Here is a 25929-nt window from a genome sequence, read left to right as displayed (position 1 = left end):
CCGCGATGCGTCGGGGCCCACTGTGTAGAGCTCTTCGGCTTCGTGGCTATCAGGGAAATCGTTGGGCGCGAACAAATCCGACCTGACGATGTCGGTGCCTCGCTTACGCGCAAGACTCGTGAAGGTTGCGATGGACGCTTCGTTGTCCGGGCTGATCGTCGTTTCCAGATGCGTGATGCCCTGTGGTTCGAGGCGGTCGAGCAGCTCCATCAGCATGCGACCGGCAAGTCCCTTGCCACGCTGGTCCGCATCCACGGCGACCTGCCACACGAACAGTGTGCGCGGGGCGTCCTGGCGGATGTATCCGGTGACGAAACCGACTGCGCGGCCGTCGATACCGGATACGACGGTGGTGGCCGCGAAATCACGGCACCACAACACGTACGAGTAGCTGGAGTTGAGGTCCAGAACTCGTGAATCTCTTGCGATCTCCCAGAGCCGGACTCCGTCGGAGATCTGTGGCTTACGAAACTTCACTGCGTCCGGCGCAGTGAGCGGGGTACCTCTCAGCAATGCGGGCTTCATAGGAAATACAAACGTAACAACGTTGCCGAGGCATATCGACTGCGCCGAGAAATCGACCCCGCAATCGGACACGCTTCCCCAGGTTAACCGCCGAATGTGATGGTGCTCACATGATCGGTGCCGGTCAGGCGTTACCCAGGAATGCGCGGTATAAAACCCCGGTTTGCCGAGAATTGCTATTTCGGTGTTGCCAAGGCGAACGGCAACACTGCCGAAGCGCCCGCTGACGTCAGAGCAGACGTGGCACAGGTGAACGTCCACCCGGTGTCGGTCAGCAGATCGATCAACAGAATCGGCCCTGGTACGGACGATACGTCCGGAACCTCCCACGAGTCCACCAGCCCGGCGACCCGAAACGCCGAATTGGCGGCTGATACCGGCGGATGACCGGGCCTGACCTGCATCACCCCGAGATCCTGCAATTTGCCGACGGCCGCCAATCGCGCGGCGATCGAACGCACCAGGAGCGGGTGGGTGGGGGAGTCGAGGGCGAGAACGGCAGCGGGCCGCTGCTTCCAGTCCCAGTTGGCCAGCACTGTGATGCAGGCTTTTTCGAGAGCCTCGTTGGCAGGGGCATCGGGCGCGTCGAGCAGAGCCCGCAAGCGGCTACCCCAGCCCAGGTCGGTCAAGCGACCCAAGACACGTCCCGGCTCGTGTGGATCGGCGATCTTGCCCGAGAGAGACACGCCCAGCTTCTTCATACCGCTCGGCCACTGCTTTCTCGGCTGCAGGTCGATCCCCGGCCGATCGAGCCGTGCTCTCGCCGAATCGACCGAGGCCGCGTCGACGGAAGCAGACAGGTGCTCACCCGTGCAGTTGTCACACCGTCCGCAGCGGTCGGACTCGCTACCCGGTGCACCGAGGTCGGGATCGTCGAGCTGCCGACGCAGGAACTCCATCCGGCACCCGTCCGTGGCCTGATAGTCGATCATGGCCTGCTGTTCGCGGTCCCTCGCTTGTTCGAGGCGCTCGTAACGGGCCGCGTCGTACGTCCACTGCTCCCCGGTGGCCATCCAGCCGCCACGAACGCGTCTGACCGCTCCGTCGACGTCGAGGACCTTGAGGACCATCTCGAGCCTGCTGCGATTCAGCTCGACCAGCGGCTCCAGTGCCTGCGTCGATTGAGCCTTCTCGGTGTTCAAGGCATCTATGACCTGCCGCACCAGATGTTCGCGGGGGAAGGCGACCGAGGCGAAGTAGCTCCAGATCTGCCGATCCTCGTGGCCGGGGAGCAGCACCACATCGGCTCGTTCTGTGGCGCGCCCGGCACGGCCGACCTGCTGGTAGTACGAAATCGGAGACGATGGAGCCCCCATGTGCACCACGAAGCCGAGATCGGGCTTGTCGAACCCCATGCCGAGCGCGGACGTGGCGACGAGTGCCTTGACTCGGTTGGCGAGCAGATCACCCTCGAGCGATTCGCGCTCGGTCGGGTCCGTTTGACCGGTGTACGAGGCTACGACGTGGCCCTGATCGGTCAACAGCGCCGCGAGGTCCTTGGCCGCCGACACCGTGAGGGTGTAGATGATTCCGGACCCGGGCAGAGTCTTCAGGTGGTCGCCGAGCCAGGCGGCCCGTTCGGTGGCGTTGTCGATCTTCACCACCGCCATGCGCAGCGAATCCCGGGCGAGCCCGCCGCGCAGTACCAGGGTGTCACCGCCGCCGACGCCCAATTGTGCAGCGACGTCGTCGACCACACGGTCGTTTGCCGTTGCAGTGGTCGCGAGTACGGGGATGCCGTCGCGCAGCTCGGCGATCAGAGTACGGATACGCCGGTAGTCCGGCCTGAAATCGTGGCCCCAGTCGGAGACGCAGTGCGCCTCGTCGACCACGACGAGGCCGGCGTCCCCGGCCAGGGACGGCAGCACCTGATCGCGGAAATCGGGGTTGTTCAAACGCTCGGGACTGACCAGCAACACATCGAGCTCACCGGAGTTGACCTGCTGGTGAATGTCGTCCCACTCGGTCATGTTCCCCGAGTTGATCGTGGCTGCTCGAACGCCTGCGCGCTCGGCGGAGGCCACCTGGTTACGCATCAGCGCCAACAAGGGGGAGACGATGACGGTCGGACCCAGGCCCTGAGCGCGCAGAAGCTTCGCCGCGATGAAATAGACGGCAGACTTTCCCCAGCCTGTTCGCTGCACCACCAGAGCACGTCGACGGTGCACCACCAAGGCCTCGATCGCCGTCCACTGGTCGTCCCGCAACACAGCGTCGGGGCCGGCTAGCTCGCGCAACAACCTCTCGGCGTCATCGCGCAAGTTGCCCACGGTCGCGTGCGTCGCTGTCGTCATACCGTCCATCGTGCAGCATCGGTACGACAAGGAATCGTGCTGCATGCTCCCGGTTGGTGTCGCGGGCTCTACTCACGCCTGACTGACGCGCACCATGTTTCCGGCCGGATCGCGGAAGGCCGCGTCGCGCGCACCCCACGGCTGACTCGTCGGTTCCTGCAGAATCTCGGCGGTACCTGCCGCTCTTATCTTCTCGAACGCTGAGTCGAGGTCGTCGGCACGGAAGAGCAGGCCCGGCATTTCACCCTTGGCGAGCAGGGCGGCGATCTGATCGCCGAGTTCCTGCGAGCGGCCGGCGTGCGGCTGCGACAACACGATCTCGATCTCGGGTTGATCGCTGGGCGACAACGTGATCCAGCGGTAGCCGTCGTTGGCGACCTCGCTCTTCACCTCGAGTCCGAGGGCGTCGCGATAGAAGGCCAAGGAGGCGTCGGGGTCATCGGTATAGATGTGTACGTGGCTCAGTGAGAGTGTCATGAAGCACAGGCTAGGACGCCCCGGCCGCCGTTGCTTCTCCGATTCTGCTCGGTTCGGTGGCGGTGTCAGCTGCAGCGGCGGCACGCATCGGCCGGCCCAGAACCATGGCTCGGCAACTCGGTACCGCTCGACCGGCGCGGTGATCACGGGCGCGGTAAGCACTGGGCGTCTCGCCGACGATCTCGGTGAACCGTGAACTGAAGGAACCGAGGCTGGTACAACCCACCGCGAAGCACGCTTCGGTGACGGTCACATCTCCGCGGCGCAGCAGGGCCTTGGCGCGCTCGATTCTGCGGGTCATCAGATGGGCGTACGGCGTCTCGCCGTACGCCTCTCGGAAGCGGCGGCTGAAGTGCGCGGTGGACATCAGTGCCGTCCGGGCGAGGGTCGGCACGTCGAGAGGTTCGGCGAAGTCGCGGTCCATCCGATCACGTGCGCGACGCAGCAGTCGGAGTTCGTTCAGGTCCGGAGCGCTCATCGAGCGGCCGCATCGCGGAGTGCGTCGATCTCAGCCCGGGTGCCCGAGGATGCGCTCGCCCCGGGTCTCGTGGCTGCGAAAGAACCTGCAGCGGTTGCCCATTCGACTGCCGCCCGTGGTCCGGCGGACCATGATGCAGCCAGCGCCCCGGCGAACGCATCGCCGGCACCGGTGGTGTCGACGGCCTCGATCCGTGGTGCCGACACCTCGAACGACTGGGATCCGCGGTACCGGGCACCCTTGGCCCCCAGGGTGGTGACCACTTGTTCCACCTCGTCCGCTCGGTGTCCGATGCGAGCTTCCTCGGCCTCGTTGACCACGAGTACGTCGGTGGCTGCGACCAGGGCGTCGGGTAAGTCCTGTACCGGTGAGGGATTGAGTATCGTGATCACACCGCGAGAGTGCGCGTACTCGAATGCGGCGACCACGGTGTCGATGGGAATTTCCAACTGGCACAGTAGGATATCCGCGCCCGCGATGGCGGTGCGGTCGTCGTCGGTGAGATCGCGGACGGTGCCGTTGGCACCGGGGACGACGACGATGCTGTTCTCGGCGTGGTCGTCGACGGTGATGGTGGCGATGCCACTCGAACCTGCAGCCGTACGCACTGCAGTGTCGTCGATGCCTGCGGCCGTGAGCGTGTGGCGCAGCGTAACTCCGAATTCGTCGTCTCCGACTGCTCCGAGGAAGGCGACCGACGATCCGGCCTTCGCAGCAGCGATGGCCTGATTGGCACCTTTACCGCCCGGGGCGGTGGTGAAGGACGTACCCATCACGGTCTCCCCCGGATCGGGCAGAGACGGAGTGCGCGTGATCAGATCCATGTTGATGCTGCCGAGAACAACGATGCGGGGGTTCGAGGCGGACACGAACGAACTGTATCTCCCCACGAGCCCGGCTCGATAAAATGCCAATTGCAGATTGTTGACAATCGAACAAACGTGAGTGACGATGGCAGCCATGACAGCGTCGACTCGTACCACCCTCAGCCCGGCACTCAAGCAGGCGACCCCGATCGTCGTCGATCACGGAAAGGGCAGCTGGATCATCGGTACGGACGGGCGCAAGTACCTCGACTTCACCACTGGAATCGGCGTCACCAGCACCGGACACTGCCATCCGCGCGTGGTCGAGGCCGCGCGCGAGCAGGTAGGCAAAATCATTCACGCGCAGTACACGACCGTCATGCACCAACCGCTACTGGAGTTGACCGACAAGCTCGGCGAGGTATTGCCGTCCGGGCTCGACAGCGTGTTCTACGCCAACTCCGGCTCCGAGGCCGTCGAGGCGTCGATTCGATTGGCGCGCATGGCAACCGGGCGGCCCAACATCATTGCCTTCCACGGAGGATTCCACGGACGCACGGTAGCGGCCGCATCGTTGACCACCGCTGGAACCAAATTTCGGTCCGGCTTCTCGCCGATCATGGGCGGAGTGCACATCGCGCCGTTCCCGTACGCGTTTCGGTACGGCTGGGACATCGAGACCGCAGTCGCGTTCGCGCTGAAGGAACTCGACTACCTGTTGATGACGATGTCGAGCCCCGCCGACACCGCCGCGTTCATCATCGAACCGGTTCTCGGTGACGGTGGTTACCTGCCCACGCCGCCGGAGTTCCTCGAGGGATTGCGTGAACGCGCCGACACGCACGGCATCGTCCTGATCGTCGACGAGGTCCAAGCAGGTGTCGGGCGTACCGGAAAGTTCTGGGGGCACCAGCACTCGTCGATCACGCCGGACATCGTCATCACCGCGAAAGGGCTCGCCAGCGGATTTCCGATCTCTGCCATCGCGGCATCGACCGAGCTGATGAGCAAGGCGTGGCCGGGTTCTCAGGGCGGAACCTACGGCGGCAATGCCGTCGCCGCCGCTGCGGGCGTCGCGACCCTCGATGTCGTGCGCGACGAGGGGCTCGTCGCCAATGCAGCCGTGCAGGGCAAGGTTCTGCTCGACGGCCTGCTCACACTGAAGGCAGAGCACTCTGCCATCGGTGACGCACGTGGGCTCGGCCTGATGCAGGCGCTCGAATTCGTCGACAGTGCAGGCGATCCCGACGCTGCCGCGGCCCTCCGTGTACAGCAGGGCGCGATCGACGAAGGGCTGTTGCTGCTCACCTGCGGGGCGCTCGGCAACGTCGTCCGGATCATTCCCGCGCTGATCGTGAACGACGACGAGATGCGGCAGGGTATCGACGCGCTGTCTCGAACGCTGAAGAACGTGCTGTGACGTCTGCGCCCATCCGATCCGATGTCCCCGCACTCGTGCATCGAGTGCGGGAGACGGGGATCGATATCGACGACTCGTCTCGGCGCTTGGCCGAGTATTCCTACGACGCCTCGAACTACCGAATTCCGCCTGCAGCGGTCGTGTTCCCGCGCAGCGCCGACGAGGTGTCCACCGTGGTGTCGCTGTGCACCGCGGCCGGAGTCGCTGTGATCGGCCGCGGCGGCGGAACGTCGATGGCGGGCAACGCCATCGGCCGCGGAATCGTGCTCGACTTCTCCCGTCACATGAATCGGGTGATCTCGGTCGACACGGATTCGCGGACCGCCGTCGTGGAACCGGGCATCGTGATCTCGGAGTTGCAGCGTGAGCTGGTGGCACGCACGTCAGGAGCCTTCACGTTTGCCCCCGACCCGTCCAGCAAGACACGCGCCACGGTCGGCGGGGCCGTCGGCAACGACGCATGCGGCAATCACTCGGTTCGCTACGGTCGTACCTCGGACCACACGGTGGCGATGGACGTGGTGACAGCCGAGGGGCATCTACTGCGGGTCACCCGTAGTGGCGTGTCGGCTGTCCATGCCGAAGACGCAGCAGCAGGCATTGCGGCCGAACGTATTTCGCACGAGCTGCGCGCACTTGCGGCCGACAATCTGGCGCTGTTCAGGGTCGAGCTGGGCCGCATTCCGCGACAGGTCTCCGGATTTCATCTGTCGCATCTACTGCCCGAGAACGGGTTCGACGTCGCGCGTGCGCTCGTCGGCAGCGAGGGCACCTGTGCGGTGATCGTCTCGGTCACAGTCACGGTCGTGCCTGTACCGCCCGCCGCGTTGCTGCTCTGCCTCGGCTACGAGGATGTGGTCGCAGCTGCAGCCGACGTCATGGCGATTCTGGAATTTTCGCCGGCCGCGGTGGAGGGGATCGACGACAACATCGCGCGGACGATGGAGTACCGGCGCGGGCCGGACTCCGTGCGTGGCTTACCGGCAGGAAATGCCTGGCTGTACGTCGACCTCGACGGGGCCGACGCGGCCGAGGTCGAGGACAAAGCAGCCCGGTTGCTCGAGGAGCTCGGCCGGCTCGGACGATTGAAAGAAGGTCGCATCGTCACCGACCCGGCCGATCGAACAGCGCTGTGGCGGGTACGCGAAGACGGAGCGGGCCTGGCCACCCGCCTGGCGAGCGGTGTCGAGTCCTGGGGCGGGTGGGAGGACGCCGCCGTGGCACCGGAAAACCTGTCGGCGTATCTCACCGACCTGAATTCGCTACTGGCCGAGCACGAACTGACCGGTGTGATGTACGGCCACTTCGGTGCCGGCTGCATGCACGTGCGCATCACGTTCGATCAACGCACCGACGCCGGGCGACGGGTGATGTACGACTTCCTGCGCGCCGCAGCGCGGGTCGTCGTCAAGCACGGCGGCAGCCTGTCGGGCGAACACGGCGACGGCCGGGCACGCTCGGAACTACTGCCGGTGATGTACTCGCCGCGCATGCTCGACGCGTTCTCGCGGTTCAAGCGCGTCTGGGACCCCAGCGGGATGCTCAACCCGGGATCGATCACCGAGCCCGAGCCGATGATGGACAACCTGATGCTGCAGGGTATTCCGCAGCGAGAGTGGAAGACGACGTTCGATCTGCACCAGATCGGAACGCGAGAGGATCTGGATCCTTTCGTGCACGCCACCCAATCGTGTGTCGGTGTCGGCAAGTGCCGCACCACCTCCGGAGGCGTCATGTGCCCGAGCTTCCGCGCGACGGGCGACGAGAAGGATTCCACTCGTGGCCGCGCCCGGGTACTGCAGGAGATGGTGCGCAGCTCGCCGACCGTCGCCGACGGGTGGGCCTCGAAGGACGTGGCAGAGTCATTGGACCTGTGCCTATCGTGCAAGGCCTGTTCCTCGGACTGCCCGGTCGGGGTGGACATGGCGACGTACAAATCGGAGTTTCTCGATCATCACTATGCGGGGCGACTGCGGCCACTCTCGCACTATTCGCTGGGCTGGTTGCCCCGCTGGCTGAAGGTGACGCAGCGAACGGCACCGCTGCTCAATCGCGTACTCACCCCTCGGGTCGCGGCGATTGCGGCGAGGCTCGGCGGGTTGACCGGCGAGCGGGCGCTACCACGATTCGCGTCGACGAAGGAACTGACGAGTGCGGTGCGCATCGGTGGAGGGAAGGAGTCCGATGTCGTGCTTGTCGTCGACACGTTCACCCAGGGCTTTCGCCCCGAGGTCGCGGGCGCGGCGCAGCGCGTGCTCGAGGATTCCGGCCGCAGCACCGAATGCCGGACCGACGTGTGCTGTGGTCTGACCTGGATTTCGACGGGCCAGCTCAAGGCCGCACGCAAGCACCTCACGAAAGCCGTTGCTGCACTGGACGACGGCACCGACCGACCCATCGTCGTCACCGAACCGAGCTGCGCCGCGGCATTCCGCAAGGACATGCCCGAGTTGGTACCGACGGCCGCCGCGAGAAGGGTAGCGGCGCGGGTGCAGAGCTTCGCGGGAGCGGTGATCGATCAGGCGGCGGCGGGGTGGGTGCCCTCGGTCGAGGTTCCCGCGTCGGTGACCGTCCAGACCCACTGCCACGAATACGCCGTCTTCGGTAACGCCACGCAGCGCACGGCATTGGCGTCCGTCGGCATCGAGACGGTGACGGAAGCCACCGGATGCTGTGGAGTGGCAGGCAATTTCGGCTTCGAGAAGAGTCACTACGAGCTCAGCATGAAGGTCGCCGAACAAGCTCTCGCACCGGCTGTTCGTGCCACCGAGCCCGACACTCCGATTCTCACCGACGGATTCAGCTGCCACATGCAGGTGCGACAACTCACCGGTGATCTGACCAGTGACGCGTCCGTGCACCTGGCTCAGATACTCGATCCACGTTCGCCGAAAGGACCGCGGCAATGACGACCAGCCTTACTCGACCCTCCATCACGCCCCCCACCGACCTGTTCATCGGAGGTGCCTGGACAGCTGCAGCCTCGGCTGCTCGGTTCGACGTGATCGACCCCGCCAGCGGTGACGTGATTGCCACGGTGGCCGACGGTGGCATCGCCGAGGCCGAGAGCGCAATGGCTGCGGCAGTCGATGCCGCTGCCGAGTGGGCCGCGACTGCGCCCCGTGCCCGCAGTGAAATCCTGCGTAAGGCTTACGAATTGATCATGGCGCGGTCGGAGGAACTCGCCGCGATCATCACCGCGGAAATGGGGAAGCCGCTGGCCGACGCGCGAGGTGAAGTGGCCTACGGCGCGGAGTTCTTCCGTTGGTTCTCCGAGGAGGCCGTGCGTATCTCGGGTGATCACACCGTCACCGGGGACGGTAAGAACCGCATTGTGGTCACCCGTGCGCCGGTCGGACCGTGCATCCTGGTCACTCCGTGGAACTTCCCGCTGGCCATGGGGACTCGTAAGATCGGCCCAGCGTTGGCGGCGGGCTGCACCGTGGTGTTCAAGCCGGCGGAACAGACCCCGCTCACTGCGCTCGCTCTCGCCCAGATTCTGCACGACGCGGGTGTCCCGGCGGGCGTCGTCAATGTCGTGACCACCACTGATGCGGCGGGTGTCGTGGGCTCGTGGATGAGCAGCGGCGCGGCCCGCAAGATCAGCTTCACTGGATCGACTGCGGTGGGCAAGATTCTGCTCGAGCAAGCCGCATCGACGGTGATGCGTACCTCGATGGAGCTCGGCGGCAACGCACCCTTCATCGTCATGGACGACGCAGATCTCGCACGCGCCGTGGACGGGGCGATGGTCGCCAAGATGCGCAACATGGGTGAGGCCTGCACTGCCGCCAACCGATTCTTCGTACACCGCAGTGTCGCAGCACAGTTCGCGGACAAGCTCGCCGAGCGCATGGGTGCGTTGACGGTCGGTGCCGGTAGTGCGCACGGTACCGAGGTGGGTCCGCTGATCGACGACGCCGGCCGCACCAAGGTGCAGACACTCGTCGACGACGCCCTCGGGCGCGGCGCACGTGCGATCGTCGGGGGAGCGGCACCGGACGGACCCGGCTACTTCTACCCGCCGACAGTGCTCACGGACGTCGACTCGAATTCCGATCTGATGTCGCAGGAAATCTTCGGGCCGGTCGCGGCGATCGTGCCGTTCGACACCGAGGACGAGGTGATCGCCCTCGCGAACGACACCGAATGGGGACTCGTCGGATACGTCTTCACTCAGGACATCGATCGGGCGCTACGGATGGGGGAGCGGCTCGAGGTGGGCATGGTCGGTCTCAACACCGGCCTGGTCTCCAACCCCGCGGCACCGTTCGGTGGTGTCAAACAGTCCGGGCTGGGCCGCGAGGGCGGAAAAGTCGGAATCGACGAGTTCCTGGAGTACAAATACTTTGCCATTCCCCGAGGCTGAGAGAGGCTTTCGATCATGCCCAGTTCGAGAAGACTGACGCCCATCGACGCACGCAATACGTCGATGGTGATTGCCGACCAGATTCGCGATCGCATCATCGACGGGTCCTATGCCCCGGGAGAGCAGATCAACGAGGCGAACGTAGCCGCCGAGCTCGAAATATCACGGGGACCGGTGCGTGAGGCGCTGCAGCGTCTCAATCAAGAGGGTCTGCTGGTCAGCTACCGCAACCGGGGCGTATTCGTCGTCGAACTGAGCAGCGACGACGTCACCGAGATCTACGAGTCCCGTGCGGCGATCGAGGCCGGTGCTGCGTGGACGTTGGTCCACGGTGATCGCGACCGGCTGATCACCGCTGCCGACGAGCTCTCGGCCATCGTGATGCAGATGCAGCCGTTCATCGATCGGGCGGACTGGCGAGGTCTGGCCGAACGCGACCTGGCATTTCACACTGCCCTCGTCGCAGCGACTCGCAACAGCCGGATGTCACGGATGTACGCCACCCTCGCCGCGGAGGCGCGTATCTGTATGGCCAACCTCGAAACCGCGTACTACCGGCCCGAGGCGTTGGTGGAGGAACATCAACTGATCGTCGATCTTCTTCTCGGATCCGATTGGGACGCACTGGAAAAGGGCGTACACGAGCACATGGACACCGCCATCCACGACTTGACCCGGGCGATGGTGGAGGAGCATGCCGAACACTCGGCTCTGGCCACTCCGGGATAGATCGCTCGGCGCGCAACACAGCATTTACATCCGAAGTCTTGCGTACCTCTGGCGTAAGCGCCTAGCCTGATTGTCAACAATCTACTAAATCTCCACGATCGAAGGGGGTGCCCGTGAACGACTCATCAGACTCCGCATACGTCACCGCAATCGGACCCGACGACACCGAAGGACCGGCCGCTCCCGGTCTGGCGCGGTACCCCGATGTACCGAACAGCACGCCGATCACGTTCACCGACGAGGAGTACGCCGCCCGCCTCGCTGCCGTCCGAGAGCGGATGGCAGCGCAGAACCTCACGGCGCTCATCGTCACCGATCCCGCGAACCTCTACTACCTGCTCGGCTACAACGCCCTCTCGTTCTACACCCCGCAGATGCTGTACGTCCCGCTCGAGGGCGACATGTATTTCTTCGCCCGCGAAATGGACGCTAACGGCGCGTTTCGCACGTCGTGGCTGCCGCAGGATCGGACGTTCGGCTACCCGGAAACGTTCGTGCAGCGCAAGGACACTCACCCATTCGTCTGGGTCGCCGCGAAGCTGCGCGAACTGGGGCTGGTGAACAACTTCGAGCACGGCCAAGTGGGTCTGGAGATGGACTCGTACTACTTCAGCCCCAAGGCATTCGAGGCTCTGGTGAAGTCGCTGCCCGAATACCGATTCACCGACTCCTACGAGCTCATCAACTGGGTGCGAGTGGTCAAGTCACCCGCGGAGATTGCCCTGATGCGCGGTGCTGCACAGGTGTGTGAATCGGCGATGTCGGCTGCCTACCAGGCAATCTCGGTGGGTGAGCGGCAGTGCGACGCGGCCGCGGCCATCATGAACGCACAGGTGCGGGGCACTGCGGACTTCGGCGGCGATCATCCAGCCATCGTGCCGATGCTGCCCACCGGTGCCGGAGCCGACACCCCGCACCTGACCTGGTCGCATCAACCCTTCGTGCGGGGCGAGACCACCGTCGTCGAACTGGCCGGAGTGTTTCGGCGCTACCACATCCCGATGGCACGCACGATCGTGCTCGGAAAGCCGAGTCCGCGTTTGGATTACCTCGCAAAGTCCACCGGGGAGGCATTGAACGACGTGCTCGCAACCGTGCGGGCAGGCGTCACCGCCACCGAGCTGGCGCAGGTGTGGAACACCAGCCTGGCCAAGCACGGACTGCACAAACCGTCACGCATCGGTTACTCGATCGGCATCGCCTACGCACCCGACTGGGGTGAGCGCACAGTGAGCCTGCGCACCGACGACGAGACGGTGCTCGCCGAGAACATGACGTTCCACATCATCGGCGGAATGTGGATGGACGATTACGGATACGAGGTATCCGAGGCCGTTCGCGTCACCGAGACCGGTCTCGAAACCTTCACCGCGTACCCCCGAGAACTACTGACGAAGGAGTGAGCATGACCGCATCCACACAAGGTCGATCCGCAGGCTCCACTCCCGCCGCTCAAGGTCGTTCCGCAGGTTCCACTCCTGCCGCACCGAGTCATTCCGCAGGCTCCACTCCCAGCATTCCCTGGGCCCTGCGAACCGACAAGCTGGTGGGATCGGTGATCGATTCGTCGACATCGCTCCTCGCGGCGCAGAAACACGACATCGTGCGTTTCGCGATGGGATCTCCTGCCGCCGAGACGGTTCCGGCTGCTGCGTTCACCGAGATCGCCGGTAGCGTGCTCACCGCGGACGCGTTCGACTACGGTGCCACCGAGGGTGACCCGGGCCTGCTCGACGCGTTGCTCGCATACCTGGAGTCGGTGGGCGAGCCCACGTCCGAAGAGCGAGTGGTGATCACCTCGGGCGGGATGCAGGGCCTCGACATCGCTTGCAAGTTGTTCGTCGATCCAGGCGACCTGGTGATCGTCGAAAGCCCCACGTACACCAACGGAACCGCCACCGTACTCAGTTACGGGGGCGACATCCTCGAGGCCCCGATGGACAGCAACGGTCTGATCGTCGAGGCATTGCCTGAGCTCGTCGAGCGCGCGGGGCGGTTGCCGAAGATGATCTACGTGATTCCCAACTTCCAGAACCCGTCCGGGGTGACTCTGTCGCTCGAGCGCCGTCGGTTGCTCATCGAATTGGCACACCGTTGGGGATCGGTGATTCTCGACGACGATCCCTACGGTTTGCTTCGTTTTTCGGGTGAGTCGATCCCCAGTTTCGGCGCACTCAGTCCCAACGACCCGTTGATCTTCTCCGTACGCACGTTCTCGAAGATGATCGCGCCCGGCCTACGGGTGGGATGGGTGGACGCCGCCCCCGAGGCGCGGCAGCTGATCGTCAACGCCAAGCAGGCAATGGACACGTGCACCAACCTGCCTGCGCAGCGAATGGTGGCCGAGTACATCCGGCGCGGACTGCTCGACGAGCATCTTCGGTCGTTGGCGTCGGTGTATCTACCGCGCAAGGTCGCGATGCAGAACAGCATCGACAAGCACTTCGGTGACTCGATGTCGACGACCGACCCCGAGGGTGGCTTTTTTCTCTGGGCGACGTTGCGCGGCAACGACGTCGACTTCTCTACTCAGGACCTGTTCGAGACGGCGCTGGCCGAAGGAGTGGCCTACATACCAGGACCGGCACTGTCGGTGGGCGGAAAATTTCACGATTCGCTGCGCCTGTGCTTCGCCTCGTCGACTCCCGAACGCATCGACGAGGGAATCAGAAGACTTGCGGTGGCAGTGGAGAAGTCCAAGCACCTGCTCGCCTCCGACCCCACTCGATGACGGTCACGAGTTCCGAACGTGCCCTCCTCGATTCGATCGACGAGAAGGAAATCGTCGGTTTGACAACCGCTTTGATCGATGCAGGCGGCGAGAATCCCGGGGACACCGAGGAGATGACCGCGAAAGTCCTTGCCGAACACTGTCGCGCAGTGGGTTTCGATGTTCGGACCGTCGAGGTCGCCCCTGGCCGGCCCAACGTGTTCGTATCCATCGGGTCCGACGAACGGCCAGGGGTGCTGTTCGTGGGCCACTCCGATGTGGTGCCCGCGGGTACGGGCTGGACCACCGATCCCTTCTCCGCCGTGATTCGGGATGGCCGCATCGTCGGTCGCGGGTCCTGCGACATGAAAGGCGGCCTGGCCGCGGTGGTGGCGGCCATGACCGCCGTGCTGCGTTCCGGTCTCGCGGACGAGCACCCCATGACGTTGGCGTGCCTGGTCGACGAGGAGGACACCGGACTCGGTATCCGAGCTTTTGTCGCCGAGTCGCAGCACCGCACGTACAGCTGTTGCGTGGTGGCGGAGCCTACGGATCTGGTCACCATCTACGGCTGCAGAGGTGCGGCGAACCTGGAGATCGAAGTTCGGGGCCGATCCGCGCATGCGGGGCAACCGCGCAACGGAGCCAACGCCATCTCTGCTGCAGCACGCATCATCGCAATCATCGAGAGCTCCCAGGCCGAGCTGGACGCGAACCCAGACCCCGAACTGGGGCCGGCCACCTGGAATGTGGGCACGATAGCGGGAGGTACGGGCACCTCGATGGTCGCCGACCGGTGTGTCGTCACCGTCGACCGCCGTCTGTTACCCGGCGAGAGCGCCGCCGGAGTCGTAGGAGATCTGCGATCCCGCATCGAATCTGCGGAACTCACGGGGTCCGGTATCGATGTCGAGATCGGTATCGCAATGGAAATGCCGGGCTTTCTGACCAGCGTGAACAACGGATTGGTCACTACCGCAGTGCAATCGGTTTTCGACAACGGATTTGGCCGTTCCACTGACATCTGGACGGCATCGTGCGATGGTGGTTTTGTGGCACAGCAGATGGGAATACCTACCGTCGTGCTCGGTCCGGGGGAGATCGAAAAGCAAGCACATCGGCCGGACGAGTCCGTTGCCGTGCGGCAATTGACCGACAGCGCAAGGGCGTACGCGTTGATAGCCACCAGAATTGCTGCACTACCAGGACTTTAGCGCTGCACGAGGGGGTTGGCCGAAACGTTTGTTCGCCATCGCCGTAATGTCGAACGCTGCGAAGTACCACACCGACGCTCCACTTTGTCCACAAAAGCGAGAGGTATTTCGACCGTGACCGAAAAATCAGGGTCGGCAGCATCGCCGACCGGATATCCCCCCAGTACCGACACCCTGAGCCCGGCCGAGACCAAGATTCTCCACCGCGCCATCGGTGGATCGGCACTCGGCAACGCAGTCGAGTGGTTCGACTACGCGGTGTACGGCTATCTCGCCGTCTACATCGCCGCCAATTTCTTCCCGTCCGAGGACGGGGGAGCGAGCCTGCTCTCCACATTCGCGGTGCTGGCCGCGTCGTTCATCATTCGTCCTATCGGCGGCATCGTGCTCGGCCCGCTCGGCGACCGTATCGGTCGTCAGAAGGTCCTCGTACTGACCGTCTCGATGATGACGTTGGCCACGGCGGCGATCGGTGTGCTGCCGACGTTCGACACCATCGGCATCGCCGCACCGTTGCTGCTGCTCGTCTGCCGATTGGTGCAGGGCTTTTCCACCGGTGGTGAGTACGGCGGCGCAGCAGTGTTCATGGCCGAGTACGCGCCCGACAAGCGGCGCGGATTCTTCGGATCGTTCCTCGAATTCGGAACCCTCGCGGGCACGGTCGGCGGTGCCACCCTGTGCACCTTGCTCAACGTCGGGCTCGGTGACGAAACCATGGAGGCCTGGGGCTGGCGAATCCCGTTCCTGGTGACGCTCCCGTTGGGAATCGTTGCGCTGTGGCTGCGGACCCGGCTCGAGGATTCTCCGGTGTTCGCCGAAGCGAAGGAAGACGGCGGCACGGTCGAAGAGGGTGCAGGCGGAGCCATCACCTCGCTCAAGGCCACCATGACGTACTGGCAGCGGATCCTGATCCTGATGGGATTCGTGTTGCTGCTCAACATCGCTTATTACACGGTGCTGACGTTCTTGCCCTCGTACCTGAGCGACACGTTGGGGCACAGCACGACTCAGTCCAACTTCACCCTCGTGGCCATCATGATCATCATGATGGCGATCATCAACCCTATCGGCGCTCTGTCCGACCGGGTGGGCCGAAAGCCGTTGCTGCTGGCGGCCTGCGTGGGGTACTTCGTCTTCAGCGTTCCGCTGTTCCTGCTGATCATCAACACCGGACTGATCGGCCAGAGCATCGGCCTGCTCGGTCTCGGAGTGTTGCTGGTCATCATGTGCTCCTGCGTGTCGTCGACACTGCCTGCACTGTTCCCCACTCAGGTGCGATACGGCGCGTTCGCCATCGGATACAACGTCTCGACTGCGCTCTTCGGCGGAACGGCACCGTTGATTCTGACGTTCCTGATCGATCGAACGGGTTCCAACCTGATCCCGGGTTGGTACATGATGATCGCTGCTGCCATCGCATTCGTGCCGATCCTGTTGATGCCCGAGACGGCAGGGCGATCACTACGCGGAACCCAGTGCCCCGGTGACAACGACGACGAGGTCGCTGCGTCCGGCGTCGAACTCGTCGGCTACAAGAAGTAGAAGTGGCACCGGTTCTCGTCGTTCTGCATGCCGGCGACCTTCCCGACGGACTCGAGTCCGTCGCGGAGGTCGCCGACGTCAGATACGCCACGGCCGACACCCTGGCGGATGCCGTCGACGGTGCCGACGCGTTGCTCCTGTGGGATTTCTTCTCGCATGCAGTCGAATCCGCGTGGCCGCGCTGCGGTTCGCTGAAGTGGATCCATATCGCCGCTGCCGGCGTGGACTCGTTGATGTTCGACGAGCTGGTGGAATCCGATGTGGTGGTGACCAATTCGCGTGGTGTCTTCGATCGACCGATCGCGGAGTTCGTGCTGGCTCAAATCCTCGCGTTCGCCAAGGACTCCGAACGTTCACGCGCACTGCAGCATTCGAAGATCTGGCAACACCGCGAGACCGAACGCATCGATGGTGCACGCGCGATGATCGTGGGCACCGGAGCGATCGGTCGTGCCATCGCAAATCTGCTGAGTGCAGTGGGAATGTCGGTCTCGGGCGTGGGTCGAACAGCACGAGAAGGCGACCGAGACTTCGGCGCCGTATACGCCAGTGATGATCTGGTGGACGAAGTAGCGCGGGCCGACTACCTGGTTCTGGTTGCCCCGTTGACCGACCAGACGAGGGGTTTGGTCGACGATTCGGTGCTGGCTGCGATGAGTCTTGGCGCGCGGGTGATCAATGTGGGCCGCGGTGAGCTGCTCGATACCGAGGCTCTGTTGAAGCATCTCGGTAGCGGACACATCACCGGTGCCGCGCTGGACGTGTTCGAGACCGAGCCGCTCTCGGCCGACCATCCGTTGTGGACGGCCGAGAACGTGATCCTCACTCCGCACATGAGCGGTGACGCATCGGGGTGGAAGCAGCGACTCGCAGAGGTGTTCGCCGACAACGCACGTCGATATTTTCGGGGCGAACCCCTGCTCAATGTCGTGGACAAGAAGCTCGGTTTTGTTGTGTGAGACCTCAGTAGGCCCGCTCGTACTGCGGTGCCACGGCCGGAGTCATCTCGACACCGAGTTCGCGGGCAGCGCGCCGTGGCCAGTAGGGATCGCGCAGTAGCTCGCGCGCCAGCAGCACAGCGGTCGCCTCGCCCAGCGAAACGATATCCTCCGCCTGCTTGGGTTCGGTGATCATGCCGACCGCGGCGGCGGGCATCGTGGTCTCGTTCTGGATTCGTCGTGCGAACGGAACCTGGTAGCCGGGACCGACCGGAATCTTTGCGTGCACGTTTCCTCCGGTGGAGGTATCGACCAGATCCACCCCGTGTTCGGTGAGGATCTGCGACAACGCGACAGTCTGATCCGACGTCCAGCTAGGGGCCTCCAGTTCGGCTGTGCCCTCAGTGTTCTCGGGCTCGTCGAGCCAGTCCGTCGCCGACAGGCGGACGAACACCGGAAGCTCGGCCGGCCACACCTGACGGACCGCGTCGACCACCTCGATCAGTAGCCGGGTGCGGCCCGCGAAGTCGCCGCCGTAGGCGTCGGTGCGGGTATTGCTCGCAGGCGACAGGAACTGGTGCAAGAGGTATCCGTGCGCGCCGTGCACTTCGGCCACCTGGAACCCGGCCTTCGATGCGCGCTGCGCCGCAGAGCGAAAGTCGTCGACGATCTTCGCGATGTCGTCGCCGGTTGCCTCGCGTGGCGTCGCATAATCTCCGAAGGCGACCGCGCTCGGACCGACGGTCTCCCAGCTTCGGGGATCCTCCGCGGGCAGCGACTTGCCGCCGAGCCAGGGAGCCGCAGTGGAACCCTTGCGGCCCGCGTGTGCCAACTGGATGCCCGGGACGGAACCGAAGGACGAGATCTCGGCGACGATCTTCGCCAAGGCATCTGCCTGGGTGTCGTTCCAGATACCCAGGTCCGACGGGCTGATGCGACCCTCCGGGCTGACTGCGGTGGCTTCGGTGATGATCAGGCCTGCCCCGCCGACCGCGCGGCTCACCAGATGTGTTCGGTGCCAGTCACCCGCAGCGCCGACGTACGGGCCCGAGTCGTCGGCCGAGTACTGGCACATCGGTGCCATCCATACCCGGTTGGGGAAGGTGACTTCGCGCAGGGTCAGAGGCTCGAACAAGGCACTCACAGGTGGTTCCTCCGGTCTGTCGGTATCGACGTCCATGACGTCGGTGATCTCCACGTTGTGCTGCAACGACGCGGCGACACCGCTTCATTCCCGGCCCTATTAGTGTGTAGTTCATGACTGCTTCCGTCTCGGCCGAATCGGTGTCCACGACGCTCGACGAGCGTGAGAACGTGCACGCGGCCGCTCGTCGAGCGCGGATCGCCTCGCGTGCGCTGGCGTTGCTGACGACCGCTGAGAAGGACTCGTTGCTGCATACCGCCGCCGATGCCGTGGTTGCTGCTGCGGATTCGATCCTGGCTGCGAACGCGGCCGACATCGAAATCGCGCGGGCAGGGGGTACCGACGAGGGTCTGCTGGATCGACTGCGGTTGACCGCCTCGCGCATCGACGGCATCGCGGCAGGTCTGCGACAGGTCGCCGCGCTGCCGGATCCGATCGGCGGGGTCATCCGCGGTTCGACGCTTCCCAACGGGCTCGAGATTCGGCAGTCGAGGGTCCCACTCGGGGTGGTGGGCATGGTCTACGAGGCGCGCCCCAACGTCACCGTCGATGCGTTCGGTCTCGCGTTCAAGTCCGGCAACGCGGTGCTGTTGCGCGGTTCGTCCTCGGCGGCCCGATCCAATGCGGCATTGGTCGACGCCCTGCAAGGGGCGTTGCGCGAACACGGTCTGCCCGAGGCCGCCGTACAACTGCTGGGCAGTGCGGATCGCGCCACGGTCACCCACCTGATCCAGGCGCGCGGTCTGGTGGACGTGGTGATCCCCCGAGGGGGCGCGGGACTGATCGCTGCCGTTGTTCGCGATGCCACGGTCCCGACCATCGAGACCGGAGTCGGAAACTGCCACGTGTACGTCCACTCCTCGGCCGATCCGGACATTGCCGAGAAGATCGTGCTCAACGCCAAGACCCGCCGAGTCAGCGTCTGCAACGCGGCCGAGACCGTACTGGTCGACGCTGCGATCGCCGACACCATGGTGCCGCGGCTGCTCCAGGCGTTCCAGATGCACAGCGTCACGGTGCACGGCGACCTGCCCGGGCTGGTCCCCGCTCACGACGAGGACTGGTCGCAGGAGTACCTCTCACTCGACATCGCGCTGAAGGTCGTGGGCGGCATCGAGGAGGCGATCGAGCACATCGATCGATACGGAACCGGCCACACCGAGGCGATCGTCGCATCCGATATCGGTGCCGCGCGCGAGTTCACCCAACGCGTCGACGCGGCTGCCGTGATGGTCAATGCCTCCACCGCATTCACCGACGGCGAGCAATTCGGCTTCGGAGCCGAGATCGGTATCTCCACCCAGAAGCTGCACGCCCGAGGGCCCATGGGATTGCCCGAACTGACCTCGACCAAGTGGACCGTGTGGGGCGACGGACACGTCCGAGATGTCTGACGCCCCTGCCGTACCGACCAAACCCGATCATCAGGAGTTGTGACGTGGATCGTGCCCTACCGACGACACCCCCGCTGTTCGCGAGTGTGAACGACGTCCTCGAGCGTCTGGCAGAAACGGGCTATCTGGCCGACAAGGCCACAGCCACCTCGGTCTTTCTCGCCGACCGCCTCGGCAAGCCGCTGCTCATCGAGGGCCCGGCGGGTGTCGGCAAGACCGAACTCGCCCGCGCCGTGGCCCAGACGACGGGTGCCGAGCTGGTGCGGTTGCAGTGCTACGAGGGCGTCGACGAGGCCCGCGCCCTGTACGAGTGGAACCACGCCAAGCAGATCCTGCGGATCCAGTCGGGAACCAGTGCCGATTGGGATTCGACCAAGCTGGACGTCTTCTCCGAGGAGTTCCTGCTGGCGCGGCCGCTGCTGCAGGCCATTCGGCGTACCGACCCCACCGTGCTGCTCATCGACGAGACCGACAAGGCCGACGTCGAGATCGAAGGACTGCTGCTCGAGGTGCTCAGCGACTTCGCGATCACCATTCCCGAGCTCGGTACCATCACGGCCGAGCGCACCCCGTTCGTGGTGCTGACGTCCAACGCGACTCGCGAACTGTCGGAGGCCCTCAAGCGCCGCTGCCTCTTCCTGCACCTCGACTTCCCCGACGCGGACCTCGAGCGTCGAATCCTGGCCAGTCGGGTTCCGGAACTGCCCGAGGCGATTGCCGAGCAGATGATCAAGACCGTCCGTGTACTTCGGGGAATGCAGCTCAAGAAGTTGCCTTCCGTCGCCGAGACGATCGACTGGGGTCGCACGCTGCTGGCCCTCGGAATGGACACCCTCGACGAGGATGCGGTCCGGACGACGCTGGGAGTGGTGCTCAAGCATCAGTCCGATCAGGTGCGTGCGGCCGCCGAACTGCGGCTGAACTGACATGTTGGCCCCGCACGGAATTCCCGGGCATCTGGTCGGCTTCGTCGAGGCATTGCGAAAGCGCGGAATCTCGGTGGGACCGTCGGAAACCGTAGATGCCGGACGCGTCCTGTCGGTCCTGGATCTACTCGACCGGGAAGCTGTGCGAGAGGGGCTGGCCTGCTCGTTGCTGCGACGACCGACGCACCGCGGGGTGTTCGACGCGCTCTTCGACCTATGGTTTCCGGTGGCGTCGGGCACGCGGGACTCGGGACAGATCGACACTGCGCTTCCCCGCACAGAAGGCGGCGACGTCGACATCGATGCGCTCCGAGAGCTGCTGGTGGATCTGCTGTCCGACGATTCGGCCGAGGCCGCGGAGTTGACCCAGATGCTGGCGGCGCAGATGGTGGAGGAGCTCGGTCAGTACAAATCCTCGAACGGACCGTCGTTCTCGGCCTATCAGGCCCTGCGCGACGTCGCCCCCGATACGTTGTTGCGCAAGATCCTCGATGGGCTGCTCGGCCGCGCCGACGACACACGGGATCGGCCCACCGACGACTACGAATCGGAAGTGGCCAAACGCACTGCAGCGCAACGCATCGTGGACCTTCGCAAGATGGTCGAGAGCGAGACGAGACGGAGGTCGGCAGAGAAGCTGGGCCGCGAGCGGGTAGCAAGTTACGGTGTGCCCAAGCTGGCCGAGGAAGTCGACTTCCTGCGGGCCTCGGACACGGAGATGGCGGCGCTGCGACGCAACGTCACCCCGCTGGCTCGGCTGCTTGCCTCACGACTTGCAGTGCGGCGCAGCAGAAGCAGGCACGGTTCGATCGATCTGCGACGTACCCTGCGCAAGTCGATGTCCACCGGTGGCATTCCGATCGACTTGGTGGAGCGCAAGCCGCGCCGAGCACGCCCCGAATTGGTTGTGCTGTGCGATGTTTCGGGCTCGGTCGCGGGATTCAGTAACTTCACCCTGCTGTTGGTGCATGCACTGCGAGAGCAGTTCTCGCGTGTTCGGATCTTTGCCTTCATCGATTCCACCGACGAGGTGACGCGATTCTTCGACTCCGGCTCCGACCTCGGTGCCGCGATGAGCCGCATCATCCGGGAGTCCGATCTGGTGACGTACGACGGCCACTCGGACTACGGCCACGCGCTGACGACCTTCGACGAGAAGTACGCGCATGCGGTCACCAGTCGCAGTTCGGTGTTGATTCTCGGCGACGCCCGCACCAACTACCGCGAACCCAAGCTGCCCGCGTTGGCGCATATCGTCTCGGTGGCCAAGCACGCGTACTGGCTCAATCCCGAACCGAAATCACAGTGGGGATCCGGCGATTCGGCAGCCAAGGTGTACGCCGACGTGATCGCCATGCACGAGTGCCGATCCGCCCAGCAGCTCGCCACCGTGGTCTCACGTCTGCTGCCGGTGTGAGGCGTGTGACGCCCGGCAGCGCAGCGGACGTAGAATCGGCGGTTGTGCAGCACGAATACGACCCCGGTGACGACACAGGGAAGCAGTCCGTTCGCCGATTGGGCGTGATGGGCGGCACCTTCGACCCGATACACCACGGGCACCTCGTCGCTGCCAGCGAAGTGGCGAACAAGTTCGGTCTGGACGAGGTCATCTTCGTGCCCACCGGAAACCCCTGGCAGAAGGAAGGGACAACGGTCAGCCCAGCGGAAGACCGCTACCTGATGACCGTGATCGCGACGGCGTCCAACCCCCGATTCTCCGTCAGTCGCGTGGACGTCGATCGAGAGAAGTCGACCTACACCGTCGACACCCTGCGCGATCTGCGGGCGCAGCACCCTAATGCCGAGCTCTTCTTCATCACCGGCGCGGACGCCCTCGAGTCGATCTTGACGTGGCAGAACTGGGAGGAGCTGTTCGAGCTCGCCAAGTTCGTCGGAGTCTCGCGTCCGGGGTTCGAGCTGGGCGTCGAACATCTGGCCAACCACCTCCGGTCGTTGCCTGCCGGCACCCTCACATTGATGGAAATCCCGGCACTCGCGATATCGTCGACGGACTGTCGACTTCGAGCCGGTGAGAATCGGCCTGTCTGGTACCTCGTGCCGGACGGCGTCGTGCAATACATCTCGAAGAGAAATCTCTACAGACCACGAGGCGCGCTGCGCCTCGACGGCTCCGTCACCATGTCGGAGCCGGCACCCCAGAAGAAGCAACCGGAAGGGCCGGTCACCAGCGCAATGACCGCGAACCCGAACCATACGAGTGGGAGTACACCCAAGTGACTGCAACAGCCGAAGCCGCCGAGATGGCGCGTATCGCCGCGCTCGCAGCCGACGACAAACTGGCCAGCGACGTGGTGATCCTCGACGTCTCCGACCAGCTCTACATCACCGACTGCTTCGTGATCGCCTCTGCGCCCAACGAGCGTCAGGTCAACTCGATCGTGGACAACATCGAGGATCAGCTTCGTGAAGCCGGACACAAGCCCGTCCGCCGCGAGGGGACCAAGGAAGGTCGCTGGGCGTTGTTGGACTACTCCGACATCGTCGTCCACGTCCAACACAACGAAGAGCGCAACTTCTATGCCCTCGAGCGGTTGTGGAAGGACTGCCCGACCATCGAGGTCCCCGGTCTCGGCCAGCACCCGGCTGCGGAATCGGAGCAATGATCCGACGGCTCATCCTGCTTCGGCACGGTCAGACGCAATACAACGCCACCGACCGCATGCAGGGTCAGCTCGATACCGATCTGTCCGAGCTCGGTCGCACCCAAGCCACGACGGCCGCTGCCGAGCTGGCGACGCGTGAGCCGATTCGGATCGTCTCGTCCGACTTGCGACGGGCGCTCGACACCGCCGTTGCTCTGGGGGACGCCGCCGGTGTTTCGGTGACACAGGACGAGCGGCTGCGCGAAACCCATCTCGGCGAGTGGCAGGGTCTCACCCACACCGAGGTCGACGACATCGCACCCGGCGCTCGGCCGGCATGGCGAGCCGATGCCACCGTCGCGCCACCGGGCGGGGAAAGCCGTATCGACGTCGCCCGTCGCAGTGTTCCCCTGGTTCGCGAGCTTCTGAGCGGCGTCGACGAGTGGGGTGCCGCCGGCGACCAGCGGCCACTGGTACTCGTAGCGCACGGGGGCCTGATCGCGGCACTGACGGCAGCGTTGCTCGATTTGCCGACGGACCGTTGGCCGGTGCTCGGTGGGCTCGCCAACACCAGCTGGGTACAGCTCGGCGCACACGGAGCGGGCGCTCAGCCGTCCTGGCGCCTGGACGTGTGGAACGCCTCGGCGCGAGTGGCCAGTGACGTCCTCTGACGAGATGGCGGTGCGCCCCACGCTGCTCGTGCTCGCGGACTCGCTGAGTTATTACGGACCCGAGGGCGGGCTGCCGGTGGACGATCCGCGGCTGTGGCCCAATCTGGTTGCAGCCGAGCTCGGTTGGACAGTGGATTTGGTTGCGCGCATCGGCTGGACGAGTCGTGACGCGTGGTGGGCTCTGACTCAGGATCCGCGAGTGTGGGCCGCGATTCCCCGTGCCGCTGCCGTCGTGTTCGCCATCGGCGGCATGGATTCGCTTCCCTCGCCGTTGCCTACCGCGCTGCGGGAGCAGATCCGGTACATCAGACCGCCGGCTCTGCGACGCGTGGTTCGCGCGGGATATCAAGCGGTGCAACCAGCTCTGTCACATCTGGGTTGGCCCGTTGCGCTGCCGCCGCGGCTCAGCGTCGACTACCTGGAGCAGGCCCGCGCCGCATTGGCCTACGTCCGTCCCGAACTTCCCGTCATCGGCACCTATCCGTCGGTGCACCGCTGCGATGCCTACGGGCGGGTGCACTCGGGCCGCGAGCCCGCCGTACGTGCGTTGCGGGCGTGGAGTACGGACAAGAACGTTCCGATGGTCGATCTCGCGGACGCGGTGCGCCCGAACATCGAATCCGAGGACGCGAACCCCGACGGCATCCACTGGGGGTGGGACGCGCATCGTGCGGTGGCACAGGCAATGCTCGAGGCGTTGCGACCGGCGGCTGCCTCAGCGTCGACCGTGAACCCTGCAGTGACCCCGAAGCCATGACCGTCGCCGTCGTCACCGACTCCTCGTCCTGCCTGCCTGCCACGCTTGCGGCCGAGCGGGGAATCTCGGTGGTGCCATTGCACGTACTGGTGGACGGAATCGACCATCGTGAGGGTGTGGACGAGATCCCCGAGCACTCCGCATCGGGAAATCCGGTGACCACCGCCGGCGCGTCACCGGGCGAGCTGACCGAGGTGTATGCCGCGGCTCTCGAACGCAGTCGAGGGGCCGGTGTGGTGGCGCTGCACATCTCCCGGGGGCTCTCGAGCACGTGGGAAGCAGCGCGTCAGGCCGCGGACAAGGTTGGCACTGCCGTTCGAGTGGTCGATTCCGGTTCTGCTGGAATGGGATTGGGATTTGCCGTGCTGGCGGCTGCTCGTTCGGCGGCCGGGGGAGCGGACCTGGACACGGTTTATCACGGCGCCGTCGCTGCGTCGACGACCTCGAGGTGCTTCATCGTCGTCGATCGCCTCGACCATCTGCGACGCGGAGGTCGAATCGGCACTGCCGCAGCCCTCCTCGGCACTGCACTGGCCATGAAGCCGGTGTTGCACATCAGCGGAGGCTCACTCGTGCTGCGGGAGAAGACGCGGACCTCGTCCAAGGCGCTGAACAAACTGGTCGACGCAGCCGTCGCCGCCGCATCCGAGGTCGGTGACGATTCGGGGGTTGCGCTCGCCGTGCACCATATGTTGTGCGCGGAGCGTGCCGACGATGTCGCTGCGATGCTGGCCTCTCGAATTCCGGGCTTCACCAGCATCGACGTGTATCCCTTCGGTGCAGTGCTGGGAGCGCATGTCGGACCCGGTGCCGTCGGCGTTGTCGTGGCGCCGGGACGCCGGTAGTCGCGCTGATCCCACCGATCATCCACAGGTATCGAGTTGTGCACAGGGCAATTCGCGACCAGCGTCTCGCTGCGTGTGAGTCCGGCC

At 64.8% G+C, this 25929-nt stretch carries 22 protein-coding genes and 1 pseudogene; 17 read left to right on the top strand and 6 right to left on the bottom strand.

Translation table 11 applies throughout. The annotated features are described in order from the left end of the window. Nucleotides 1–24: 24 nt before the first annotated feature. The 5 genes and pseudogenes from ectA to QM797_RS12655 all read right to left on the bottom strand — a co-directional run. Nucleotides 25–525: pseudogene (gene ectA, locus QM797_RS12675) on the bottom strand (diaminobutyrate acetyltransferase); the annotation flags it as partial. Between the two features lie 176 nt (nucleotides 526–701). After that, nucleotides 702–2819: a RecQ family ATP-dependent DNA helicase gene (locus QM797_RS12670; protein WP_283275965.1), complete on the bottom strand. Its 2118-nt coding sequence runs from the start codon at nucleotides 2817–2819 to the stop codon at nucleotides 702–704. Between the two features lie 72 nt (nucleotides 2820–2891). Beyond that, nucleotides 2892–3296, bottom strand: coding sequence for a VOC family protein (locus QM797_RS12665; protein ID WP_283275964.1), 405 nt, complete (start codon nucleotides 3294–3296; stop codon nucleotides 2892–2894). Nucleotides 3297–3306: 10 nt separating this feature from the next. After that, nucleotides 3307–3774 (bottom strand): helix-turn-helix transcriptional regulator, encoded by a 468-nt coding sequence (locus QM797_RS12660; protein WP_283275963.1) that lies wholly within the window; start codon nucleotides 3772–3774, stop codon nucleotides 3307–3309. Beyond that, nucleotides 3771–4643, bottom strand: coding sequence for a ribokinase (locus tag QM797_RS12655; protein ID WP_283275962.1), 873 nt, complete (start codon nucleotides 4641–4643; stop codon nucleotides 3771–3773). Before QM797_RS12655 ends, QM797_RS12660 begins: the two co-directional genes overlap by 4 nt. 91 nt (nucleotides 4644–4734) lie before the next feature. Between QM797_RS12655 and QM797_RS12650 the strand changes: the two genes are divergently transcribed. From QM797_RS12650 to QM797_RS12610, 9 genes are all read left to right on the top strand, one after another. Then, nucleotides 4735–6000, top strand: a complete 1266-nt coding sequence (locus tag QM797_RS12650) for an aspartate aminotransferase family protein (protein ID WP_283275961.1) — start codon at nucleotides 4735–4737, stop codon at nucleotides 5998–6000. Continuing rightward, nucleotides 5997–8909 carry an FAD-binding and (Fe-S)-binding domain-containing protein gene (locus tag QM797_RS12645; protein ID WP_283275959.1) on the top strand — a complete coding sequence of 971 codons (2913 nt, stop codon included), beginning with the start codon at nucleotides 5997–5999 and terminating at the stop codon, nucleotides 8907–8909. Before QM797_RS12650 ends, QM797_RS12645 begins: the two co-directional genes overlap by 4 nt. Next, complete coding sequence (locus tag QM797_RS12640) at nucleotides 8906–10369, top strand: NAD-dependent succinate-semialdehyde dehydrogenase (RefSeq protein ID WP_283275957.1); 1464 nt, start codon at nucleotides 8906–8908, stop codon at nucleotides 10367–10369. The genes QM797_RS12645 and QM797_RS12640 overlap by 4 nt, the downstream gene beginning before the upstream one ends. Before the next feature lie 15 nt (nucleotides 10370–10384). Next, on the top strand, nucleotides 10385–11098 hold the full coding sequence (locus tag QM797_RS12635) for a GntR family transcriptional regulator (RefSeq protein ID WP_283275955.1): 714 nt from the start codon (nucleotides 10385–10387) through the stop codon (nucleotides 11096–11098). 224 nt (nucleotides 11099–11322) lie between these two features. Continuing rightward, nucleotides 11323–12501, top strand: a complete 1179-nt coding sequence (locus QM797_RS12630) for a M24 family metallopeptidase (RefSeq protein ID WP_502942335.1) — start codon at nucleotides 11323–11325, stop codon at nucleotides 12499–12501. Between the two features lie 2 nt (nucleotides 12502–12503). Next, nucleotides 12504–13829: an aminotransferase-like domain-containing protein gene (locus QM797_RS12625; protein ID WP_283275954.1), complete on the top strand. Its 1326-nt coding sequence runs from the start codon at nucleotides 12504–12506 to the stop codon at nucleotides 13827–13829. Beyond that, the gene (locus QM797_RS12620) at nucleotides 13826–15022 is read left to right on the top strand and encodes a M20 family metallopeptidase (protein WP_283275953.1); all 1197 of its coding nucleotides are present in this window, start codon (nucleotides 13826–13828) and stop codon (nucleotides 15020–15022) included. The genes QM797_RS12625 and QM797_RS12620 overlap by 4 nt, the downstream gene beginning before the upstream one ends. 114 nt (nucleotides 15023–15136) lie before the next feature. Continuing rightward, entirely contained in the window at nucleotides 15137–16564 is a 1428-nt protein-coding gene (locus QM797_RS12615) for an MFS transporter (protein ID WP_283275952.1), read from the top strand. Nucleotides 16565–16566: 2 nt separating this feature from the next. Next, the gene (locus tag QM797_RS12610) at nucleotides 16567–17523 is read left to right on the top strand and encodes a D-2-hydroxyacid dehydrogenase (RefSeq protein WP_283275951.1); all 957 of its coding nucleotides are present in this window, start codon (nucleotides 16567–16569) and stop codon (nucleotides 17521–17523) included. 4 nt (nucleotides 17524–17527) lie between these two features. On the opposite strand, the gene QM797_RS12605 is transcribed toward QM797_RS12610, so the two are convergent. After that, nucleotides 17528–18646 carry an NADH:flavin oxidoreductase/NADH oxidase gene (locus QM797_RS12605; protein ID WP_283275950.1) on the bottom strand — a complete coding sequence of 373 codons (1119 nt, stop codon included), beginning with the start codon at nucleotides 18644–18646 and terminating at the stop codon, nucleotides 17528–17530. A 113-nt stretch (nucleotides 18647–18759) separates the two neighbouring features. Here QM797_RS12605 and QM797_RS12600 point away from each other — a divergent pair, with 113 nt between their 5' ends. The 8 genes from QM797_RS12600 to QM797_RS12565 all read left to right on the top strand — a co-directional run bounded on the left by QM797_RS12600 (nucleotide 18760) and on the right by QM797_RS12565 (nucleotide 25842). Continuing rightward, a complete protein-coding gene (locus tag QM797_RS12600) occupies nucleotides 18760–20040 on the top strand; it encodes a glutamate-5-semialdehyde dehydrogenase (RefSeq protein ID WP_283275949.1) in 1281 nt (426 codons plus the stop codon). A 44-nt stretch (nucleotides 20041–20084) separates the two neighbouring features. Continuing rightward, the gene (locus tag QM797_RS12595) at nucleotides 20085–20966 is read left to right on the top strand and encodes an AAA family ATPase (protein ID WP_269604090.1); all 882 of its coding nucleotides are present in this window, start codon (nucleotides 20085–20087) and stop codon (nucleotides 20964–20966) included. A 1-nt stretch (nucleotide 20967) separates the two neighbouring features. Further along, a complete protein-coding gene (locus tag QM797_RS12590; RefSeq protein ID WP_283275947.1) occupies nucleotides 20968–22383 on the top strand; it encodes a vWA domain-containing protein in 1416 nt (471 codons plus the stop codon). 107 nt (nucleotides 22384–22490) lie between these two features. Beyond that, nucleotides 22491–23204, top strand: a complete 714-nt coding sequence (gene nadD / locus QM797_RS12585; RefSeq protein ID WP_371833889.1) for a nicotinate-nucleotide adenylyltransferase — start codon at nucleotides 22491–22493, stop codon at nucleotides 23202–23204. Next, nucleotides 23201–23590 carry a ribosome silencing factor gene (gene rsfS / locus QM797_RS12580; RefSeq protein WP_032379193.1) on the top strand — a complete coding sequence of 130 codons (390 nt, stop codon included), beginning with the start codon at nucleotides 23201–23203 and terminating at the stop codon, nucleotides 23588–23590. The genes nadD and rsfS overlap by 4 nt, the downstream gene beginning before the upstream one ends. Beyond that, nucleotides 23587–24240, top strand: a complete 654-nt coding sequence (locus tag QM797_RS12575; RefSeq protein ID WP_283275946.1) for a histidine phosphatase family protein — start codon at nucleotides 23587–23589, stop codon at nucleotides 24238–24240. Before rsfS ends, QM797_RS12575 begins: the two co-directional genes overlap by 4 nt. Next, on the top strand, nucleotides 24227–24997 hold the full coding sequence (gene octT, locus QM797_RS12570; protein ID WP_283275945.1) for a diglucosylglycerate octanoyltransferase: 771 nt from the start codon (nucleotides 24227–24229) through the stop codon (nucleotides 24995–24997). The genes QM797_RS12575 and octT overlap by 14 nt, the downstream gene beginning before the upstream one ends. Continuing rightward, nucleotides 24994–25842: a DegV family protein gene (locus QM797_RS12565; RefSeq protein ID WP_283275944.1), complete on the top strand. Its 849-nt coding sequence runs from the start codon at nucleotides 24994–24996 to the stop codon at nucleotides 25840–25842. Before octT ends, QM797_RS12565 begins: the two co-directional genes overlap by 4 nt. Nucleotides 25843–25929: the final 87 nt, after the last annotated feature.

Source organism: Rhodococcus sp. IEGM 1381 (assembly GCF_030056795.1).
Lineage (GTDB): Bacteria > Actinomycetota > Actinomycetes > Mycobacteriales > Mycobacteriaceae > Rhodococcoides.
Note: the sequence above shows the minus strand (reverse complement) of the source record. Positions and strands in the feature narration are given on the sequence as shown.

Excerpts from the sequence above, each read along its gene's own strand:
- QM797_RS12650 (WP_283275961.1), top strand. The coding sequence starts at position 4,735 with ATGACAGCGTCGACTCGTACCACCCTCAGCCCGGCACTCAAGCAGGCG.
- QM797_RS12590 (WP_283275947.1), top strand. The coding sequence starts at position 20,968 with ATGTTGGCCCCGCACGGAATTCCCGGGCATCTGGTCGGCTTCGTCGAG.
- nadD (WP_371833889.1), top strand. The coding sequence starts at position 22,491 with ATGGGCGGCACCTTCGACCCGATACACCACGGGCACCTCGTCGCTGCC.
- QM797_RS12600 (WP_283275949.1), top strand. The coding sequence starts at position 18,760 with ATGACTGCTTCCGTCTCGGCCGAATCGGTGTCCACGACGCTCGACGAG.
- QM797_RS12640 (WP_283275957.1), top strand. The coding sequence starts at position 8,906 with ATGACGACCAGCCTTACTCGACCCTCCATCACGCCCCCCACCGACCTG.
- QM797_RS12565 (WP_283275944.1), top strand. The coding sequence starts at position 24,994 with ATGACCGTCGCCGTCGTCACCGACTCCTCGTCCTGCCTGCCTGCCACG.
- QM797_RS12665 (WP_283275964.1), bottom strand. The coding sequence starts at position 3,296 with ATGACACTCTCACTGAGCCACGTACACATCTATACCGATGACCCCGAC.
- QM797_RS12575 (WP_283275946.1), top strand. The coding sequence starts at position 23,587 with ATGATCCGACGGCTCATCCTGCTTCGGCACGGTCAGACGCAATACAAC.
- QM797_RS12635 (WP_283275955.1), top strand. The coding sequence starts at position 10,385 with ATGCCCAGTTCGAGAAGACTGACGCCCATCGACGCACGCAATACGTCG.
- QM797_RS12625 (WP_283275954.1), top strand. The coding sequence starts at position 12,504 with ATGACCGCATCCACACAAGGTCGATCCGCAGGCTCCACTCCCGCCGCT.
- QM797_RS12670 (WP_283275965.1), bottom strand. The coding sequence starts at position 2,819 with ATGACGACAGCGACGCACGCGACCGTGGGCAACTTGCGCGATGACGCC.
- QM797_RS12620 (WP_283275953.1), top strand. The coding sequence starts at position 13,826 with ATGACGGTCACGAGTTCCGAACGTGCCCTCCTCGATTCGATCGACGAG.
- QM797_RS12660 (WP_283275963.1), bottom strand. The coding sequence starts at position 3,774 with ATGAGCGCTCCGGACCTGAACGAACTCCGACTGCTGCGTCGCGCACGT.